Source organism: Cryobacterium suzukii, assembly GCF_004403185.1.
In the GTDB taxonomy this organism is placed as follows: domain Bacteria; phylum Actinomycetota; class Actinomycetes; order Actinomycetales; family Microbacteriaceae; genus Cryobacterium; species Cryobacterium suzukii.
Window position 1 is genome coordinate 388,359 of record NZ_SOHJ01000004.1, and the last position, 15,948, is coordinate 404,306.

Annotated in this window: 14 protein-coding genes; 3 read left to right on the forward strand and 11 right to left on the reverse strand. The window is 62.2% G+C overall.

Going from position 1 to position 15,948, the window contains the following annotated elements; translation table 11 throughout:
• Positions 1-26: 26 nt before the first annotated feature.
• From nrdI to E3T39_RS06275, 9 genes are all read right to left on the reverse strand, one after another.
• Entirely contained in the window at positions 27-431 is a 405-nt protein-coding gene (nrdI, locus tag E3T39_RS06235) for a class Ib ribonucleoside-diphosphate reductase assembly flavoprotein NrdI (RefSeq protein WP_134513842.1), read from the reverse strand.
• 63 nt (positions 432-494) lie between these two features.
• Positions 495-728, reverse strand: coding sequence for a glutaredoxin-like protein NrdH (gene nrdH, locus E3T39_RS06240; protein ID WP_104127791.1), 234 nt, complete (start codon positions 726-728; stop codon positions 495-497).
• Positions 729-1,283: 555 nt separating this feature from the next.
• Positions 1,284-2,513, reverse strand: coding sequence for a multiple monosaccharide ABC transporter permease (gene mmsB / locus E3T39_RS06245; RefSeq protein ID WP_134513843.1), 1,230 nt, complete (start codon positions 2,511-2,513; stop codon positions 1,284-1,286).
• Positions 2,514-2,545: 32 nt separating this feature from the next.
• Positions 2,546-4,075: a multiple monosaccharide ABC transporter ATP-binding protein gene (gene mmsA / locus E3T39_RS06250; RefSeq protein WP_134513844.1), complete on the reverse strand. Its 1,530-nt coding sequence runs from the start codon at positions 4,073-4,075 to the stop codon at positions 2,546-2,548.
• 164 nt (positions 4,076-4,239) lie between these two features.
• Positions 4,240-5,370 (reverse strand): multiple monosaccharide ABC transporter substrate-binding protein, encoded by a 1,131-nt coding sequence (chvE, locus tag E3T39_RS06255; protein WP_277612804.1) that lies wholly within the window; start codon positions 5,368-5,370, stop codon positions 4,240-4,242.
• A gap of 55 nt (positions 5,371-5,425) precedes the next feature.
• The gene (gene araA / locus E3T39_RS06260; RefSeq protein ID WP_134513845.1) at positions 5,426-6,943 is read right to left on the reverse strand and encodes an L-arabinose isomerase; all 1,518 of its coding nucleotides are present in this window, start codon (positions 6,941-6,943) and stop codon (positions 5,426-5,428) included.
• A complete protein-coding gene (locus E3T39_RS06265; protein WP_134513846.1) occupies positions 6,943-7,653 on the reverse strand; it encodes an L-ribulose-5-phosphate 4-epimerase in 711 nt (236 codons plus the stop codon). Before E3T39_RS06265 ends, araA begins: the two co-directional genes overlap by 1 nt.
• On the reverse strand, positions 7,650-9,335 hold the full coding sequence (araB, locus tag E3T39_RS06270; RefSeq protein WP_134513990.1) for a ribulokinase: 1,686 nt from the start codon (positions 9,333-9,335) through the stop codon (positions 7,650-7,652). The genes E3T39_RS06265 and araB overlap by 4 nt, the downstream gene beginning before the upstream one ends.
• 274 nt (positions 9,336-9,609) lie before the next feature.
• The gene (locus E3T39_RS06275; RefSeq protein ID WP_420898149.1) at positions 9,610-10,662 is read right to left on the reverse strand and encodes a LacI family DNA-binding transcriptional regulator; all 1,053 of its coding nucleotides are present in this window, start codon (positions 10,660-10,662) and stop codon (positions 9,610-9,612) included.
• A gap of 118 nt (positions 10,663-10,780) precedes the next feature.
• Here E3T39_RS06275 and E3T39_RS06280 point away from each other — a divergent pair, with 118 nt between their 5' ends.
• Positions 10,781-11,599 carry a shikimate 5-dehydrogenase gene (locus E3T39_RS06280; RefSeq protein WP_134513848.1) on the forward strand — a complete coding sequence of 273 codons (819 nt, stop codon included), beginning with the start codon at positions 10,781-10,783 and terminating at the stop codon, positions 11,597-11,599.
• A gap of 149 nt (positions 11,600-11,748) precedes the next feature.
• Here E3T39_RS06280 and E3T39_RS06285 read toward each other — a convergent pair whose 3' ends face one another.
• Together E3T39_RS06285 and E3T39_RS06290 are read right to left on the reverse strand one after the other, a co-directional pair.
• On the reverse strand, positions 11,749-12,900 hold the full coding sequence (locus tag E3T39_RS06285) for a cystathionine gamma-synthase (protein ID WP_134513849.1): 1,152 nt from the start codon (positions 12,898-12,900) through the stop codon (positions 11,749-11,751).
• Positions 12,901-12,924: 24 nt separating this feature from the next.
• Entirely contained in the window at positions 12,925-14,289 is a 1,365-nt protein-coding gene (locus E3T39_RS06290; protein ID WP_134513850.1) for a cystathionine beta-synthase, read from the reverse strand.
• Between the two features lie 258 nt (positions 14,290-14,547).
• On the opposite strand from E3T39_RS06290, the gene E3T39_RS06295 reads away from it, so the two are divergent.
• Together E3T39_RS06295 and E3T39_RS06300 are read left to right on the forward strand one after the other, a co-directional pair.
• Positions 14,548-15,228 carry a DUF3105 domain-containing protein gene (locus tag E3T39_RS06295; protein WP_134513851.1) on the forward strand — a complete coding sequence of 227 codons (681 nt, stop codon included), beginning with the start codon at positions 14,548-14,550 and terminating at the stop codon, positions 15,226-15,228.
• A 14-nt stretch (positions 15,229-15,242) separates the two neighbouring features.
• The gene (locus E3T39_RS06300) at positions 15,243-15,947 is read left to right on the forward strand and encodes a DUF305 domain-containing protein (protein ID WP_198416091.1); all 705 of its coding nucleotides are present in this window, start codon (positions 15,243-15,245) and stop codon (positions 15,945-15,947) included.
• The last annotated feature ends 1 nt before the right edge of the window (position 15,948 follow it).

Here is a 15,948-nt window from a genome sequence, read left to right on the forward strand (position 1 = left end):
CGACGGTGCGTCCATGGGCGTGATTTTCACGGCTGTTGTTTCCAAAATTCTTCCAATCCGTCGTGAACGATGCGCACATCATCCGGTGTTCCAAATACTTCAAAGCGATAGAGGTGCGGCACCTTGCACTTGGTGGCGATAATGTCGCCGGCCAGGCAATAAGCGGTACCGAAATTCATGTTGCCAGCGCCGATGACTCCGCGAATCAACGACCGATTGGTCTCGTTGTTCAAAAACTTGATGACCTGCTTGGGCACTGCCCCGCCCACACTGCCGCCACCATAGGTGGGCACGCACAGCACGTACGGCTCCGTGGCCACGAGCGGCTCCTCGCGCGCGTGGAGGGGTATGCGCGCTGCCTTCCGACCGAGCTTCTCGACGAAGCGGCGAGTGTTACCCGAGGTGCTCGAGAAATACACGATGTCAGTCATCTGCTGCGGCGATTCTGATCGGCAAGACATCCGGGCGAGTGGGGGCGTGCTTATTGATGTGAGCTACGCGAGGCGAGCAGCGAGTGCGTTGATCTTGTCGGGGCGAAAGCCCGACCAGTGCTCTTCGTCGGTGATCACGACGGGCGCCTGCAGGTAGCCCAAAGCCTTGACGGCCTCCAGTGCGTTTTCGTCGACCGAGAGGTCGAGTACCTCGTACTCGATGCCCTTGTTGTCGAGGGCACGGTAGGTGGCCGCGCACTGTACGCAGGAGGGCTTCGTGTAAACGGTGATTGCCATGGTTATGGCCTTTCTTCTTGGCAGTTCAGTCTAAATCTGTTCGCCATACTTCGCAAGTATGTTCGATAAAACTCTTTGATCACCGGTGAGAAACCGTCGGGGATCGTCGTGCAAAATGAGCAAGTGTACTGTCCGGGCGTAGTGCCTGACTAGAGTTTCAATACTACATCTAGTGATCGCCGCACTCAAGAGCCACTACATGCAGTAATTACAATTGTGTAGTTATCCACCGCGATTGCACATGGCTACTCACAGTGCGGCCACCCAAAATCGCCCGCATTCCGGGGAAACACTTCCAGTTATCCACAGGCGGTCGGCGTGACTGAAATTTGCCTGTGGAAACTCTTTCGGCGTGTCGTGACCCGCCCAGCCATCGACGTGGCCCCCGGTGTCCGCTGCACAGTCGGCCACTCCCCGAGGAATGCTGACCGGACTTCCGAGCAGATCCAGAAACTCGCGGTCTCATCTTTGATCAGAATACGAAAATAGGGGGCAGGGCGAAACGTAAAAACGTTTCGACCTGCCCCCCGGAGTAATGCGGGTGACTACGCGCGGTCAGTGGCCACCGGAACGGCGCTTGTTGTACACGTCAAAGGCCACAGCGAGCAGCAGCACGAGGCCCTTCACTGCCTGCTGCCACTCGATACCGATGCCAAGAATCGACATGCCGTTATTGAGCACGCCAATAATCAAACCGCCGATGATGGCGCCGCCGACAGTGCCGATACCACCCTGCACGGCCGCACCGCCAATAAAGGCCGCCGAAATGGCCTCGAGCTCGAAACCGTCACCGGCTTTCGGACCGGCCAGGTTGAGCCGTGCGGTGAAGATAAGACCGGCCAGGGCGGCGAGAATCCCCATGTTCACGAACAGATAAAAATCGACCCTGCGATTCTTGATCCCCGAGAGTTCTGCCGCGTGGCGGTTACCACCGATGGCGTAGATGTGTCGCCCGAACACCGTTCGGTTCATGACGACGCCATAGATCAGCACGAGCACAGCGAGCACGATCAATGTGACCGGAATGCCCTTGTAGCTGGCGAGCGCGTACGCGAAGAATCCAAGCCCAGCGGTGATGAGCACGAGCTTAATTACGAACCAGACCAGGGGCTCGACCTCTTGCCCGTATTTGGCCCGACCAAGGCGGGTGCGCACCTGCTGAATGATCAGAGCGATAACAGCGATCGCACCGACTCCGAGGGTGAGCGGGTCGAGATCGAACTCACCAAATACATCGGTGAGGAATCCATTACCGAGTGCACGGTACTCCGCGGGGAACGAGCCGATGTTCGAGTTCCCCAGCACAACCAGCGCGAGGCCACGAAAAATGAGCATGCCCGCCAGCGTCACGATAAAGGCCGGAATGCCGACATAGGCGATCCAGAACCCTTGCCACACTCCCACGAGGGCTCCGATGGCGAGAGACATGATGATGGCGAGCCACCACGGCAAGCCCCACTGCACGGCGAAGACGCCGGAACACGCCCCGACGAAGGCCGCCACCGAACCCACTGAGAGGTCGATGTGGCCAGCCACAATGACCATGACCATGCCGATCGCGAGAACGAGAATGTACCCGTTTTGCACGATCAAGTTCGAGATATTCTGCGGCCGCAGAAGGATGCCGTCGGTCAAAATCGTGAAAAGCACCACCACCAGAATCAAGGCAATGAAAATGCCGTTCTTGCCGAGGTCGGTCAACACGTGGCTCAGCCAAGACGTCGCCTTGTTCTCGCTCGGATTGACCAGGCCTCCTTGGACCGGCGTGGCGTTTTGATCACTCATTGCGTTTCTCCTTTTATCCGCTAGCGCCGGCGCTAGCGGGCCTTTTCCATGGTCATGTGCTTGATGAGGGTCTCCGGGGTGGCGATTGCGATCGGGAATTCCCCCGTGATGGCGCCCTCGGCGAGCGTGTAAATGCGGTCGCAGATACCGAGCAGTTCGGGCAACTCCGACGAGATGACGATGACGCCCTTGCCAGCTGCCGCGAGCTTGTTGATGATCGTGTAGATCTCATATTTTGCACCGACGTCGATGCCTCGAGTGGGCTCGTCAAGGATCAAGACGTCGGGATCGGAGTAGATCCACTTCGACAGCACGACCTTCTGCTGGTTGCCACCGGAAAGTTTTCCGGTCTTCGCGAGCACACTCGGCGCCTTGATGTTCATGCTGGTGCGATACTCGTTGGCGACCCGATACTCCTCGTTGTCGTTCACCAGGCCTTTCTTTACCAGCCGGTGCAAGGCGGCCATCGAAATATTGCGTTTGATGTCCTCGATCAGGTTGAGGCCGTAGGTCTTGCGGTCCTCGGTCGCGTAGGCAATTCCATTGTCAATGGCCTCGGTCACTGTGCGGGTCTTTATCTCCACCCCGCGCTTGAAGACTCGGCCGGTGATCCGGCTGCCATACGAACGTCCAAAAAGGCTCATCGCGAATTCGGTGCGGCCAGCACCCATGAGGCCGGCAATTCCGACGATTTCGCCGGAGCGAACATTGAGGTTGACGTGGTCGACCATCACTCGTGTTGGGTCCTGCGGGTGGAATGCGGTCCAGTCCTCTACCCGGAGAATCTCGGATCCTATGTCGGGCGTGTGATCCGGGTAGCGGTGTTCGAGGTCTCGACCGACCATGTCCTTGATGATGCGCTCTTCGGTGACATCGACCTTGGCGATCGTCTCGATCGCCCGGCCGTCACGAATGACTGTGACTGAGTCGGAGACTTTCTTAATCTCATTGAGCTTGTGACTGATGATGATGGACGTGATGCCCTGGCCCTTGAGATGCAAAATGAGGTCCAGCAGGTGGTCGGAATCATCATCGTTGAGCGCGGCCGTCGGCTCGTCAAGAATCAGCAGTTTCACCCGCTTGGAGAGCGCCTTGGCGATTTCGACGAGCTGCTGCTTGCCAACTCCGATATCCATGATGCGGGTCGTCGGGTTTTCCTTCAACCCGACGCGCGCGAGAAGCTTTGCAGCTTCCAGGTTGGTTCTGTTCCAGTCGATGAGACCCAACGCGCCCTTTTGCTCGTTGTTCAGGAAAATGTTCTCCGCGATCGACAGGTACGGGCTCAGCGCAAGCTCTTGGTGAATGATCACGATCCCCTTGGCCTCGGAATCGCTGATGCTTTTGAATTCGACGACCTCGTCCTCGAAGACGATGTCTCCGGTGTAGGTGCCGTGCGGGTAGACACCGCTGAGCACCTTCATCAGGGTTGATTTGCCGGCACCGTTCTCGCCGCAGATGGCATGTACCTCACCGCGACCGACGTCGAGCGTCACGTTGGAGAGCGCCTTAACTCCGGGAAACGTCTTCGTGATGCTGCGCATCTCAAGGATGTTCGTGGTCACGTGAGCACCTTCTTCATTCTCTTGAATGGTCAATTGCGGGTGATGTCGCGAGAGACCGCGCTATCAACAACCAGCTGAAAATCTGTGTGGCAGAACGGCCGGTGGGTAGGACTACCCCACCGGCCATTGTGCACGGACTAATACAGGGTGAAACGAGGTGAAACCTAGCCGTTGATCTCTGCTTCGGTCCAGTAGCCAGAGTCAATAAGCAGGGCCGGGATGTTGTCCTTGACCACGATCGCCGAGTCGAGCAGGAACGACGGAACGACTTTCACTCCGTTGTCGTAGTCCTCGGTGTTATTGGTTTCCGGCTCTTCACCGTTGAGCAGGGCGACAGCCATGTCCACGGCAACGGCTGCGAGTTCACGCGTGTCCTTGAAAATGGTGCCGTACTGCTCGCCCGAGTTGATCGCCTTGACGGAGTCGATCTCCGCGTCCTGGCCAGAAATGATGGGCCAGCCTTCGCCCACGGTGTAACCGGAACCCTCGAGTGCCGAAATGATGCCACGGGAGATGCCGTCGTACGGGGACAGGATGGCGTTGACCACGGTGCCGTCCGAATACTGCGCTGTGAGGAGGTCCTCCATACGGGCCTGAGCCTCTTCTCCAGCCCAGCGCAGGGTAGCGACCTGCTCGATGTCGGTCTGGTTGCTCTTGACCACGAGCACGCCGTCGTCAATCAGCGGCTGAAAGATATCCATGGCACCGTTGAAGAAGAAGAAGGCGTTGTTGTCATCGAGGGACCCAGCGAACAGCTCCAGGTTGAACGGGCCAGCGGGCGCACCCTCAATGGCGGTACCGTCGAGCTCAACGAGGCCAAGGCCGTTCAAGACCGACCAGGCCTGCTGCTGTCCGACCTTGAAATTGTCGAAGGATGCGTAGTAGTTGACGTTCTCGGTGTCGCGAATGAGGCGGTCGTAGGCGATTACAGGAATGTCTGCATCGGCAGCATCCTGCAGCACGCTGGTGAGCGTCGTTCCGTCGATCGAGGCCACGATCAGGGCTTCCGCACCCTTGGTGATCATGTTCTCAATCTGAGAAACCTGCATGGGGATATCGTCCTCGGCATACTGCAGGTCAACGGTGAAACCCTGTTCTTCCAGCTGGCTCTTCACGGCGTTCCCGTCCGCGATCCAACGTTCGGAACTCTTTGTCGGCATGGCAACGCCGATCAGGCCCTTGTCGCCGTCGCCACCGCCATCGCCACCGGTGGCGTTACCACCCGAGGCGCAGGCTGCCATCGATACCACGAGGGCACCCGCGGCTACGACGGCGAAGAATACGTTCTTTTTCACTGTGTTTCCTTTCGATTTTTATCATCTGTGACGTGAATTGCAGAATGTGAAACGGTTACATGCCTTGCGCCAGTCGGTAGTAGGACTGATTCCAACGCACTTCGCGGGCAAAATCGCGCAAGGTGGTGGTCTTATCGATCACGAGAAGCTCGGTGCGAGCTATCTCGGCGAAATCGTGGAACACCTCGATGCCGACGGCGGTCGACATCACGGTGTGGTGGGCGGCGCCGGCGGTGAGCCAAGCGGCCGCGGAGGTGGCGAAGTCGGGTTCGGGGCGCCAGACGGCACGCCCGACCGGAAGGTTCGGCAGCGCGGCCGTCGGCTCGACAACCTCGACCACGTTCGCCACCAGGCGGAAACGGTCGCGCATGTCGCTCATCGCCACCACCACGGCAGGACCGGGGTCGGCGTTGAAGACCAGGCGCACGGGGTCTTCGCGACCGCCGATGCCGAGCGGGTGGATCTCTAGCGTCGGCCGCTCGCGTGTGAGGGAGGGGCTCACCTCGAGCATGTGCGCTCCGAGAATCAGCTCCGCGCCGGGAGTGAGGTCGTAGGTGTAGTCCTCCATCAGGCTCGCGCCACCGGGAAGCCCGGAGCCCATGACATTGGCTACGCGAACAAGAACGGATGTCTTCCAATCGCCTTCCGCACCGAAACCGTAGCCTTGGGCCATGAGGCGCTGCACGGCGAGCCCGGGAAGCTGGCGCAGGGCGCCGAGGTCCTCGAAGCTCGTGGTGAACGCGGCGAAGTCGCCGGCCTCGAGGAAGGTTTTGAGCCCCAGTTCGATCGCCGCGCCGTAGCGCAGTGACGCGTGTCGTGCGCCGCCGTGCCGCAATTCGGGGACCACGTCGTAGAGGTCCTCGTATTCGGCGACCAACGCGTCGATGGCGGCATCCGCTGTGGAATGCACGGCCTCGGCGAGTTCGTTGACGGGCCAGGTGTTGACTTGCACACCAAAGCGCAGTTCGGCCTCGGTTTTGTCGCCTTCGGTTACGGCGACGTAGCGCATATTGTCGCCGAAGCGGGCGAGCTTCATGGTGCGGCTCGCCGCCCAGCCGGCAGCGGCGCGGGTCCAGGAGCCGATGCTTTTGCTTACGGCGGGGTTGGACACGTGACCGACGACGGTCTTACGGGTCACGCCGAGACGGGTCTGAATGTAGCCGAACTCCCGGTCGCCGTGCGCGGCCTGGTTGAGGTTCATGAAGTCGAAGTCGATCTCAGCCCAGGGCAATTCGACGTTCGCCTGAGTGTGCAGATGCAGGAGCGGCTTGGTTAGCGCGTCGAGGCCGGCGATCCACATCTTGGCCGGCGAGAACGTGTGCATCCAGGCGATGAGGCCGATGACGCGGTCGTCGGCATTAGCGTCGAGGGCGGCGCGGCGAATGGACTCGGAGTCCTTCAGCACGGGCTTCCAGACAACCCTCACGGGCACGTCGGAGCTCCCGTCGAGCGAACGGGAAATCTGCAAGGACTGCTCGGCCACCTGGCGCAGCGTCTCTTCGCCATAAAGGTTCTGGCTTCCGGTCAGAAACCAGACTTCGACGTGGTCGAGGGTCGTGGTAAGAGGTGCCATTACTTCAGTGCTCCCTGTGGGGCTTGCCCGTAGACGTTTTGGTATCGGTCGAACAGGGAATCGATGAATTCCTGCGGGATGGAAACCAGCTTGCCGCCGGTGCGCGCGAGCTGCACGGTGCGAGCCACGTCTTCCACCATCACGGCGGCCTTTACCGCATCACGGGCGTCTTTGCCGATCGTGAACGGGCCGTGATTGGCCATGAGTACGGCGCGCGAACGGTGGCCGGTGAGGGTTTCCACGATGCCGCGGCCGATCGAATCATCTCCGATGATGGCAAACGGACCCACCGGGACCGGGCCGCCGAATTCGTCGGCCATTGCAGTGATCACGCAGGGGATGGCTTCGTTACGGGCGGCCCAGGCCGTGGCGTAAGTGGAGTGAGTGTGTACGACTCCCCCGACGTCTGGCATGTTCCGATACACGTAGGCGTGCGCGGCGGTGTCGCTGGACGGCGACCGATCAGCACCGGGCGTGCCCGGAATGACGTTTCCGTCGAGGTCGCAGAGGATCATGTTCTCGGGAGCCAGATCGGCGTAGTCCACCCCGCTGGGTTTGATCACGAAGAGGTCAGCCCCGGGCACGCGGCCGGAAACGTTGCCGCCGGTCCAGACCACGAGACCGTTACGAACCAGTTCGACGTGGAGGCGGGTTACCTCTGCACGAATACGGGCGACCGCGACTTCGATCTGGGGTCCGTAGGTGCTCATGCACTCACCAGCGCAGTCCGGTTCGTGGCCGCAGCCCGGCGCTTCAGTGCCTTGAGACGGTGCATGACGTCGTTCTCGCCTCGGCCGAAGTAGTCGTGCAGCCTCGTGTATTCAGCGAACAGCTCGTCGTACGCCGTCGAAGATGCCTCGTTGGGCACGTACACGTTCTTGTTGAGCTTGCCCATCTTTTCGCCCGCGGCGCGCACGTCGGGGTAGGCGCCGGCGGCAACGGCCGCGTGAATCGCAGCGCCGAGCGCTGGGCCTTGTTCGCTCGCGATGGTGCTGATCGGCAGGCGGAGTATGTCGCTGTAGGTCTGCATCAGGAATGCGTTTTTGAGCAGCCCGCCAGCCACGATGAATTCCGTCACGGGCACGCCGCTTGAGTTGAAGGTTTCGATGATCGTGCGGGTACCGAAGGCGGTGGCTTCGAGCAAGGCTCGGTAGATCTCCTCTGGTCGGGTGGTGAGCGTCGTACCGAGTACGAGGCCTGAGAGCTCATGGTCAACGAGCACCGAACGGTTGCCGCTGTGCCAGTCAAGGGCCACGAGTCCATGGCCGCCAACAGGCTGATCCTTGATGAGTTCGGTGAGGTGCTCGTGCACGCTGCGGCCAAGCGCCCGAGCCTCGTCGACGTATCCGGCTGGAACCTGGTTGTTGACGAACCAAGCGAAGATGTCACCGACACCGGACTGGCCGGCCTCATAGCCGTAGAGCCCGGCGATGATGCCGCCGTCGACGACGCCGCACATGCCTGGCACCTCGGCGAGACGGTCGGAGTTCATCACGTGGCAGGTGCTCGTGCCCATGATGGCGACCATCTGTCCGGGGTTTACGGCTTGCGCGGCCGGGGCCGTCACGTGCGCGTCTACGTTACCGACCGCGACGTGAATGCCTTCGGGTAGCCCGGTCCAAGCCGCGGCCGCGGCTGACAGTGTTCCGGCGGATGCGCCGAGCTGGCCGATCTCGTGCGCCACTTTGTCGAGGGCGAACCGTGAAAAGTCGCGGTTGAGCGCGCCAAGGAAAGCCTCGCTCGGGTAGTCGCCATCCTGCAGAATGCCCTTGTAGCCCGCTGTGCAGGCGTTGCGCACGTAGCTGCCGGTGAGTTGCCATACGATCCAGTCGGCGGCTTCAACCCAGTGGTCCATACGGTCGTAGAGCTCGCGGTCCTCCTCCAGCAGTTGCAGTCCCTTAGCGAACTCCCATTCGCTTGAGATCAGCCCGCCGTAGCGAGGCAGCCAGCACTCATCCCTCTCGAAAGCGAGGTCATTGATACGGTCGGCCTGGGCCTGCGCCGCGTGGTGACGCCAGAGCTTTACGTACGCGTGGGGGCGGCCAGCGTACTCGGGAAGTTCATTCAGAGGTGTGCCGTCGGAGAGAACGGGAATCATGGTGCAGGCCGTGAAATCGGTGCCGATTCCGATGACGCGGCTCGGGTCGATGCCGGCGTCTGCGACGGCAGCCGGAACCGCGCTCTGCAAGACTGCCACGTAGTCCGCGGGAACCTGGAGTGCCCACTCGGGCGGAAGTGCCTCACCGGTGACGGCGAGGGTCGTGTCCATGACGGCGTGTGGATAGTCCAGAACGGCGGAGCCGAGTTCGACGCCGTCCGAGACCCGCACGACCACGGCCCGGCCGGAGAGAGTTCCGTAGTCGACGCCAACGACGTAGGACTCGGGATCAATGAACGCCGCAGCGCTGGCTGCGGTGTCGACCGATTCTCCGGCGGGCGGGCGGGACGAGGTGCTCACGAAATTGACTCCGATGTCGACTGTGGTGCGAACGCTGCCCGACCTGCCACCGCGGTGAATTGCAGCGGATAGTCGTGAAAATGTGAACGGTCACATTGATGAATTCACTTTGGCCCAGACTCGATTCGTCTGTCAATACTTTTTTATCTCGTTTGGATAACGGCGCTACAGGTGCGTCCTCGCCGACTCGAGCAGGTTGGATCGGCTCCTACCAGGCAGGTGCTGCCGTCGACGAGCGCACTACGAGCTCAGGGATCAGAGGGCTGGACGAAGCTTCGTTCAGGCTCCCGGTAATGTTGGCCAGAAGCAAGGCGACGCAGCGGCGGCCAAGCTCCGCGAAGTCCTGGCGCACGGTGGTAAGCGGCGGCCAAAAGTGTGCTGCCTCAGGGATATCGTCGAATCCGACGATGCTGACGTCGCGCGGAATATCGAGCCCGGCGTCGCGGATGGCATGCATGAGCCCGAGCGCCATCTGGTCGTTGGATGAGAAGATGGCCGTGAAGTCGCGCACCCGGAGCAGTTCCCGCCCGGCGTAATAACCGAAGTCGGCGGTCCAGTCACCCAGGATCGGCGCGGTGGTCGGAACGTCATTCGCCCCCATCTCCTCGAGGAATCCGCGCATGCGCGCCTCGGCCTCGATCCAGTCCTGCGGTCCGGCCAGGTGGTAGATGTTGCGGTGTCCGAGGTCGATGAGATGTCGCGTGGCGACACGGGCCCCAGCTATCTGGTCGACTGAGAGGACGTGTTTACCTTCGCCACTGGTGGATTGCAACGTCACGTACGGCACAGCGATCGCCAGCTTTTCGATGGCTTCGATGACACGCACCTGGGGTGCAATAACCACGATCCCCTCTACGGACTGGTACATCAGGTGATCAACTGCTGCCTGGATCGACGAGGGTTCCCCTCGGGAGAGGTTGGCTGTGTTCACAAAATAGCCGGCCTCCCGGGCGGCATCCTGTATCGCAGCGATACTGCTCGCCGGACCGTATTCCGCGCTCAATGCCGACAGCACGCCGATCGTGCGGGACTGTCCCTTGACCAGTGCCCGGGCTGCGCTGCTCGGCCGGTATTGCAGCTCGTCGATCACCTGCTGAACACGCAGTCGCGTCGACTCCCGAATGCTGGGGTGCGAGTTGAGCACGCGCGACACCGTCTGGTGCGACACTCCGGCAAGGCGTGCCACGTCTCGAATGCTCGGGGTACGCCCCGTTGGCAGGCTATCGGACACGATCACCCCCAATGGAATGTGCACGGTCACATTCTGCAGCCGCACTCCAGTATCACCCTTATGGGCCAATGTGACTGTCACATTGTGATTGTGACAGTCTCGCCGGGCCAACTTCGCTCGCTTTGGATGCAGGCCACACACTGTACACATGCCCATTCTCAACAAAGACATGACCCTGTGCATTTCGCTGTCGGCCCAGCCCAGCAATCTCGGAACCCGGTTTCACAACTACCTGTACGAGGAGTTGGGTCTGAACTACATCTACAAGGCTTTCGCCCCCGCAAATCTGGCCGATGCCATCGCCGGTGTGCGCGGGCTGGGCATTCGCGGTTGCGCGGTGTCGATGCCTTACAAAGAAGATGTCATCGCGCTCATCGATGATATGGATGCCTCGGCGTCGGCCATCGACTCGGTTAACACGATCGTGAACGACGACGGCCACTTGACGGCATACAACACCGACTACTCAGCCGTGCAGCGCCTGCTGGCCGAGCACGAGGTTCCAAGCGCCTACTCGGTGATCGTGCGCGGAAGCGGCGGCATGGCCAAGGCCGTCGCGGCGGCCCTGCACGATGCCGGGTTCGCTCGGGGCACGATCGTCGCGCGCAACGAGTCCACTGGCCGCGCCCTGGCCGCACTCTACGGCTATGCCTGGGCGGCTGATATCGGCGCGCTCACCGCCGACCTGATCGTCAATGTCACTCCCGTGGGCATGGCCGGGGGTGCTGAATCCGATACCGTGTCGTTTCCGGCCGCGGCGATCGAGGCGGCCAGGATGGTGGTCGACGTCGTCGCCTCGCCCGCCGAAACACCGCTCATTTTGGGCGCACGAGCGCTCGACAAGCCGGTCATCACCGGCGCTGAAGTCGTAGCCCTGCAGGCCGAGGAGCAGTTCTTTCTGTACACCGGCATCCGTCCTACCCCCGACCAGGTACGCCGCGCCGCAGCCTTCTCCCGCCTCCCCTGACCCCATTCTCTTGGACGGGGCCCGGGCCCCGTCCAAGGGCCCAGTTTATAAACTGGGCCCATGTTTCGGGCCTGGGCCCCGTCCCCAATCCCAATCCCGGCCCCGGCCCCGGGCCCGGCCCCGGCCCCGGCCCAAAAGCATGCCCGCGCTCAGGCCCGGGGCAGTGCGCTCTCGAGGTCGGCGATAAGGTCGGCGACGTCTTCGATGCCGACCGAGAGGCGCACAATATTGTCGGGCACCTCAAGTTCGGTGCCGCGCACCGAGGCATGCGTCATCTCCGAGGGATAATTTACGAGCGACTCCACGCCGCCGAGTGATTCGGCCAGCTGGAACAGGTGCATCGACTCGGCGAACAGGCGCGCGGCGGCTGCACCACCCTTAAACGCGACGGAGATCATGCCGCCGAAGCTGGACATCTGCCTTTTCGCCAGTTCGTGGCCGGGGTGGCCAGGCAGTCCCGGGTAGTAAACCCGTTCGATGGCCGGGTGGCCGTCGAGAAATTCCGCGATGGCCTGCGCGTTGCTGCAGTGTCGTTCCATGCGCACCGAGAGCGTCTTGATGCCGCGCACGGTCAGCCAGGAGTCGAGCGGAGCAGACACGGGGCCGGCCGCGAATTGCAGAAACTGGGCCTTCTCGTAAAGCTCGTCGTCGTTGATGATGAGGGCGCCACCGAGCACGTCGGAGTGGCCGCCGAGATACTTTGTGGTTGAGTGCACGACCACGTCAGCGCCGAAGGCAAGCGGATGCTGCAGCGCCGGTGACGCAAAAGTGTTGTCGACGATCGCGACCACACCGTGCCGATGCGCAATCTCGGCGAGCGCCGCAATGTCGCTGATCTTCATGAGCGGGTTACTCGGCGTCTCAACCCAGAGGATCTTCGTTTCCGGACGGATGGCCGCTTCGACCGCCGCGAGGTCGCTCATCTCGACGGTCGTGTTGAGCACACCCCAGGCGGCGTGCACCCTGTTGATGAGGCGGTGGGTTCCGCCGTAGACGTCGTTGCCGAGCACGACGTGGTCGCCGGGCTTGAGAATGGCGCGCAGGATGGTGTCTTCCGCGGCAAGTCCGCTCGCGAACGCCAGCCCGTGCTTGCCGCCTTCAAGGGCTGCTAGCAGCGTTTCGAGCACGGTGCGGGTGGGGTTGCCGCCGCGGCTGTACTCGTAGCCGCCACGCAGGTTGCCGATGCCGTCCTGAACATAGGTAGAGGTCTGGTAGATCGGCGGAATGACTGCGCCGGTGGTCGGGTCGAACGACTGACCGGCGTGGATGGCGATCGTGTCGAAGTTCTGATTATTGGCCATTGTGGGCTCCCTCTGTGAAAAAGATTAGACGCTCAGGTAGCTGAGCAGGTCGTGCCGGGTGATGACGCCGAGCGGCTTGCCGCCGTCGGTCACGAGCAGCGCGTCGTGCTCCGCGAACGCGGCGCGCGCGGCGGCCACCGGCTCGTTGACGCCGATCAAGGGCAACGCGTCCCCGACGATTGAGCCGACCCGATCGGTGAGCTTCGCGTCGCCGGAGAAGACGAGGCCCATAAGGGCACGCTCATCAACCGCGCCAAGTACCTCGCCCATGACGACGGGAGGTTTGGCGCTCAGCACGAGGAGCTGTGACACCCCCTGGCTCGTCATGGTCTCGATCGCATCGTGCACGGTGTCGCTCGGATGCACGTACACCAGAGCTGGCAGGCGCCCGGTCTTCGATTCCAGCAAATTGGCGACCGTGTGACCGACCGGAGCGTTGCTGAAACCGTAGCTGCGCATCCACCCATCGTTGAAGATTTTGCCGAGATAGCCGCGACCACCGTCGGGCAGCAGCACGACGATCGTGTCCTCTGGCCCGAGCTTCTCGGCCGCGCGCAGGGCCGCGACAACGGCCATGCCGCTCGAGCCGCCGACCAGGATGCCCTCCTCGAGGGCGAGCCTGCGGGTCATAGCGAAGGAATCGGCGTCGGAAACGGCGATGACTTCGTGCACGACCGTTGGATCGTAGGCGCCGGGCCAGAAATCCTCGCCGACACCCTCGACCAGGTAGGGCCGACCGGTGCCGCCGGAATAGACCGAGCCTTCCGGATCCGCTCCGATGATGCGTACGGCGTCGTTCGAGACTTCGCGCAGGTAGCGACCGGTGCCGGTGATGGTGCCACCGGTGCCGACGCCAGCAACGAAATGGGTGACGGTTCCGTCGGTGTCACGCCAGATCTCGGGACCAGTGGTCTCATAGTGACTGAGCGGGCCGTTCGGGTTGAAGTACTGGTTGGGCTTGAACGCTCCCGGAATGTCGCGGGCCAGCCGGTCGGAGACGCTGTAGTACGACTCAGGATCCTCAGGCGCAACGGATGTCGGCGTCACGACGATCTCGGCGCCGTAGGCCGTTAGCACATTGCGCTTGTCCTCGCCCACCTTGTCGGGCAGCACGAACACACACTTGTAGCCACGCTGCTGGGCCACCAAAGCGAGACCGACGCCGGTATTGCCGGACGTCGGCTCGACGATCGTACCGCCGGGCTTCAACAGGCCATCGCGCTCAGCGGCATCGATGATGCGCACCGCGATGCGGTCCTTGGCCGAGCCGCCCGGATTGAGGTATTCGAGTTTCACGAGCACCGTCGCGGTCAATCCGTCGGTCACCTTGTGAAGTTTGACCAGCGGGGTATCACCGATGAGGTCAAGGATGGTGTTTGCGATCTTCATGGAAATTCCTTTTGTCGGGCCGCACGCCCTTGGGCAGGCGCGGCCTCGGATTTGCTCACCGGTTCGGCGGTGGCCGACGCGTTCATACAAAATCGACTAACGACAGCAGCAAGACGACGATGAGCGGTCGCCCATCAACTCTAACGGGCGCCGAGATCCGGCCACTAGGCTGAGAAATTACCGTGAGAGCGGCATCGGGGGAAGCTACAGGGACGGCTGATACGTTCGAATAGAAGCAGATCCAACAGAGAGGCCCTCGTGACCCCCCAGCCAGGCTCCCCCGTGAATAAAGCGTCGATCAAGGAAGAACGCGCCGCTAAGCGCGCGAAAAAGCTGGAGGAATACCACCGCCAGCAAAAGCGCGGCAAGCGTAACCGGCTGATCGCCATCATCGGCGGGGCAGCGGCCGTGGTCGTCATCATCGCCCTCATCGCGACGGCCTTTGTACTCGCCCCGAAGGCCGCCAACTATGCCGGCGGCGGCGCGGGCGATGCGTCAACGATCGACGGCGTCGAGACCTTCACGAACACGGCCGGCCACGTCGAGACCGACGTCACCTACGAGCAGACGCCGCCCGCCGGCGGCGAACATAACCCGGCCTGGCTCAACTGCGGTGTCTACGAACAGCCGGTTCCGGACGAGAACGCGGTGCACTCCCTCGAGCATGGCGCCCTCTGGGTCACCTACAACCCGTCTATCGCCGACGCAGAGCTCGACGCGCTCAAGGCCTTACTTCCGTCAAGCTACGTCGTCCTCTCGCCGCATGACGACCTTCCTGCGCCGATCGTACTGAGCGGCTGGAATGCGCAACTTCAGGTCGACAGTGCTGACGACCCGCGCATCGCCGAGTTCTTCACCGAATTCTGGAAGAGCACGAGCGTTCCCGAAGACGGCGCACCTTGCTCGGGCGCGATCGACGCCCCCGGCAAAGTTTCTTAAGCCGCGCTCAACCCGTGAGTTCTGACAACCCGCAACCCACAGCGGATGCCCACCCGCAGCGCGCGCGCCGGCCGGTTCTGCGCGCGGTCGCCTTTGCCGTGGTTATCACGGCGCTCGTCGTCGGCGCCGCGGCCTTCGCGGCGGGGCGTCTGAGCACGATCGTCGACGCCACCCCTGACACCACGAGTGCCGAGGCTGGCTTCGCCAGGGACATGCAGGAGCACCACAATCAGGGCGTCGAACTCGCCCTGATTGTGCGCGACCGCACCGACGACGCGCCCGTGCGGCTGCTCGCCTACGACATTGCCACGACGCAGGCAAAGCAAAGCGGGCAGATGTCGGGCTGGCTCGCCGTGTGGGGGCTACCGCAATTTGCTCCCGAACCGTCGATGACCTGGATGACCCGGTCGGGCCTGTCCGGTGCCACGCACGATTCGTCTCACTCGGCCGGCACCGAAGCCGGCCACCTCGCCGGGGATCCGATGCCCGGACTCGCGACCCCGGCGCAGATCGCCGCGCTCACCGCGGCATCCGCTGTGGAAGCGGAGAAGCAATTTCTCGTCATTATGATCGCCCACCACCAGGGAGCGATCGAGATGGCCCAGGCCGTTCTGGACCGCAGCACGAACGCGACCGTGCAGGCCTTCGCTACCTCGGTGGTGCTGAGCCAGAAGTCCGAGATCGACCTCATGACCGGCATGCTCACCGAGCGTTCGTAGC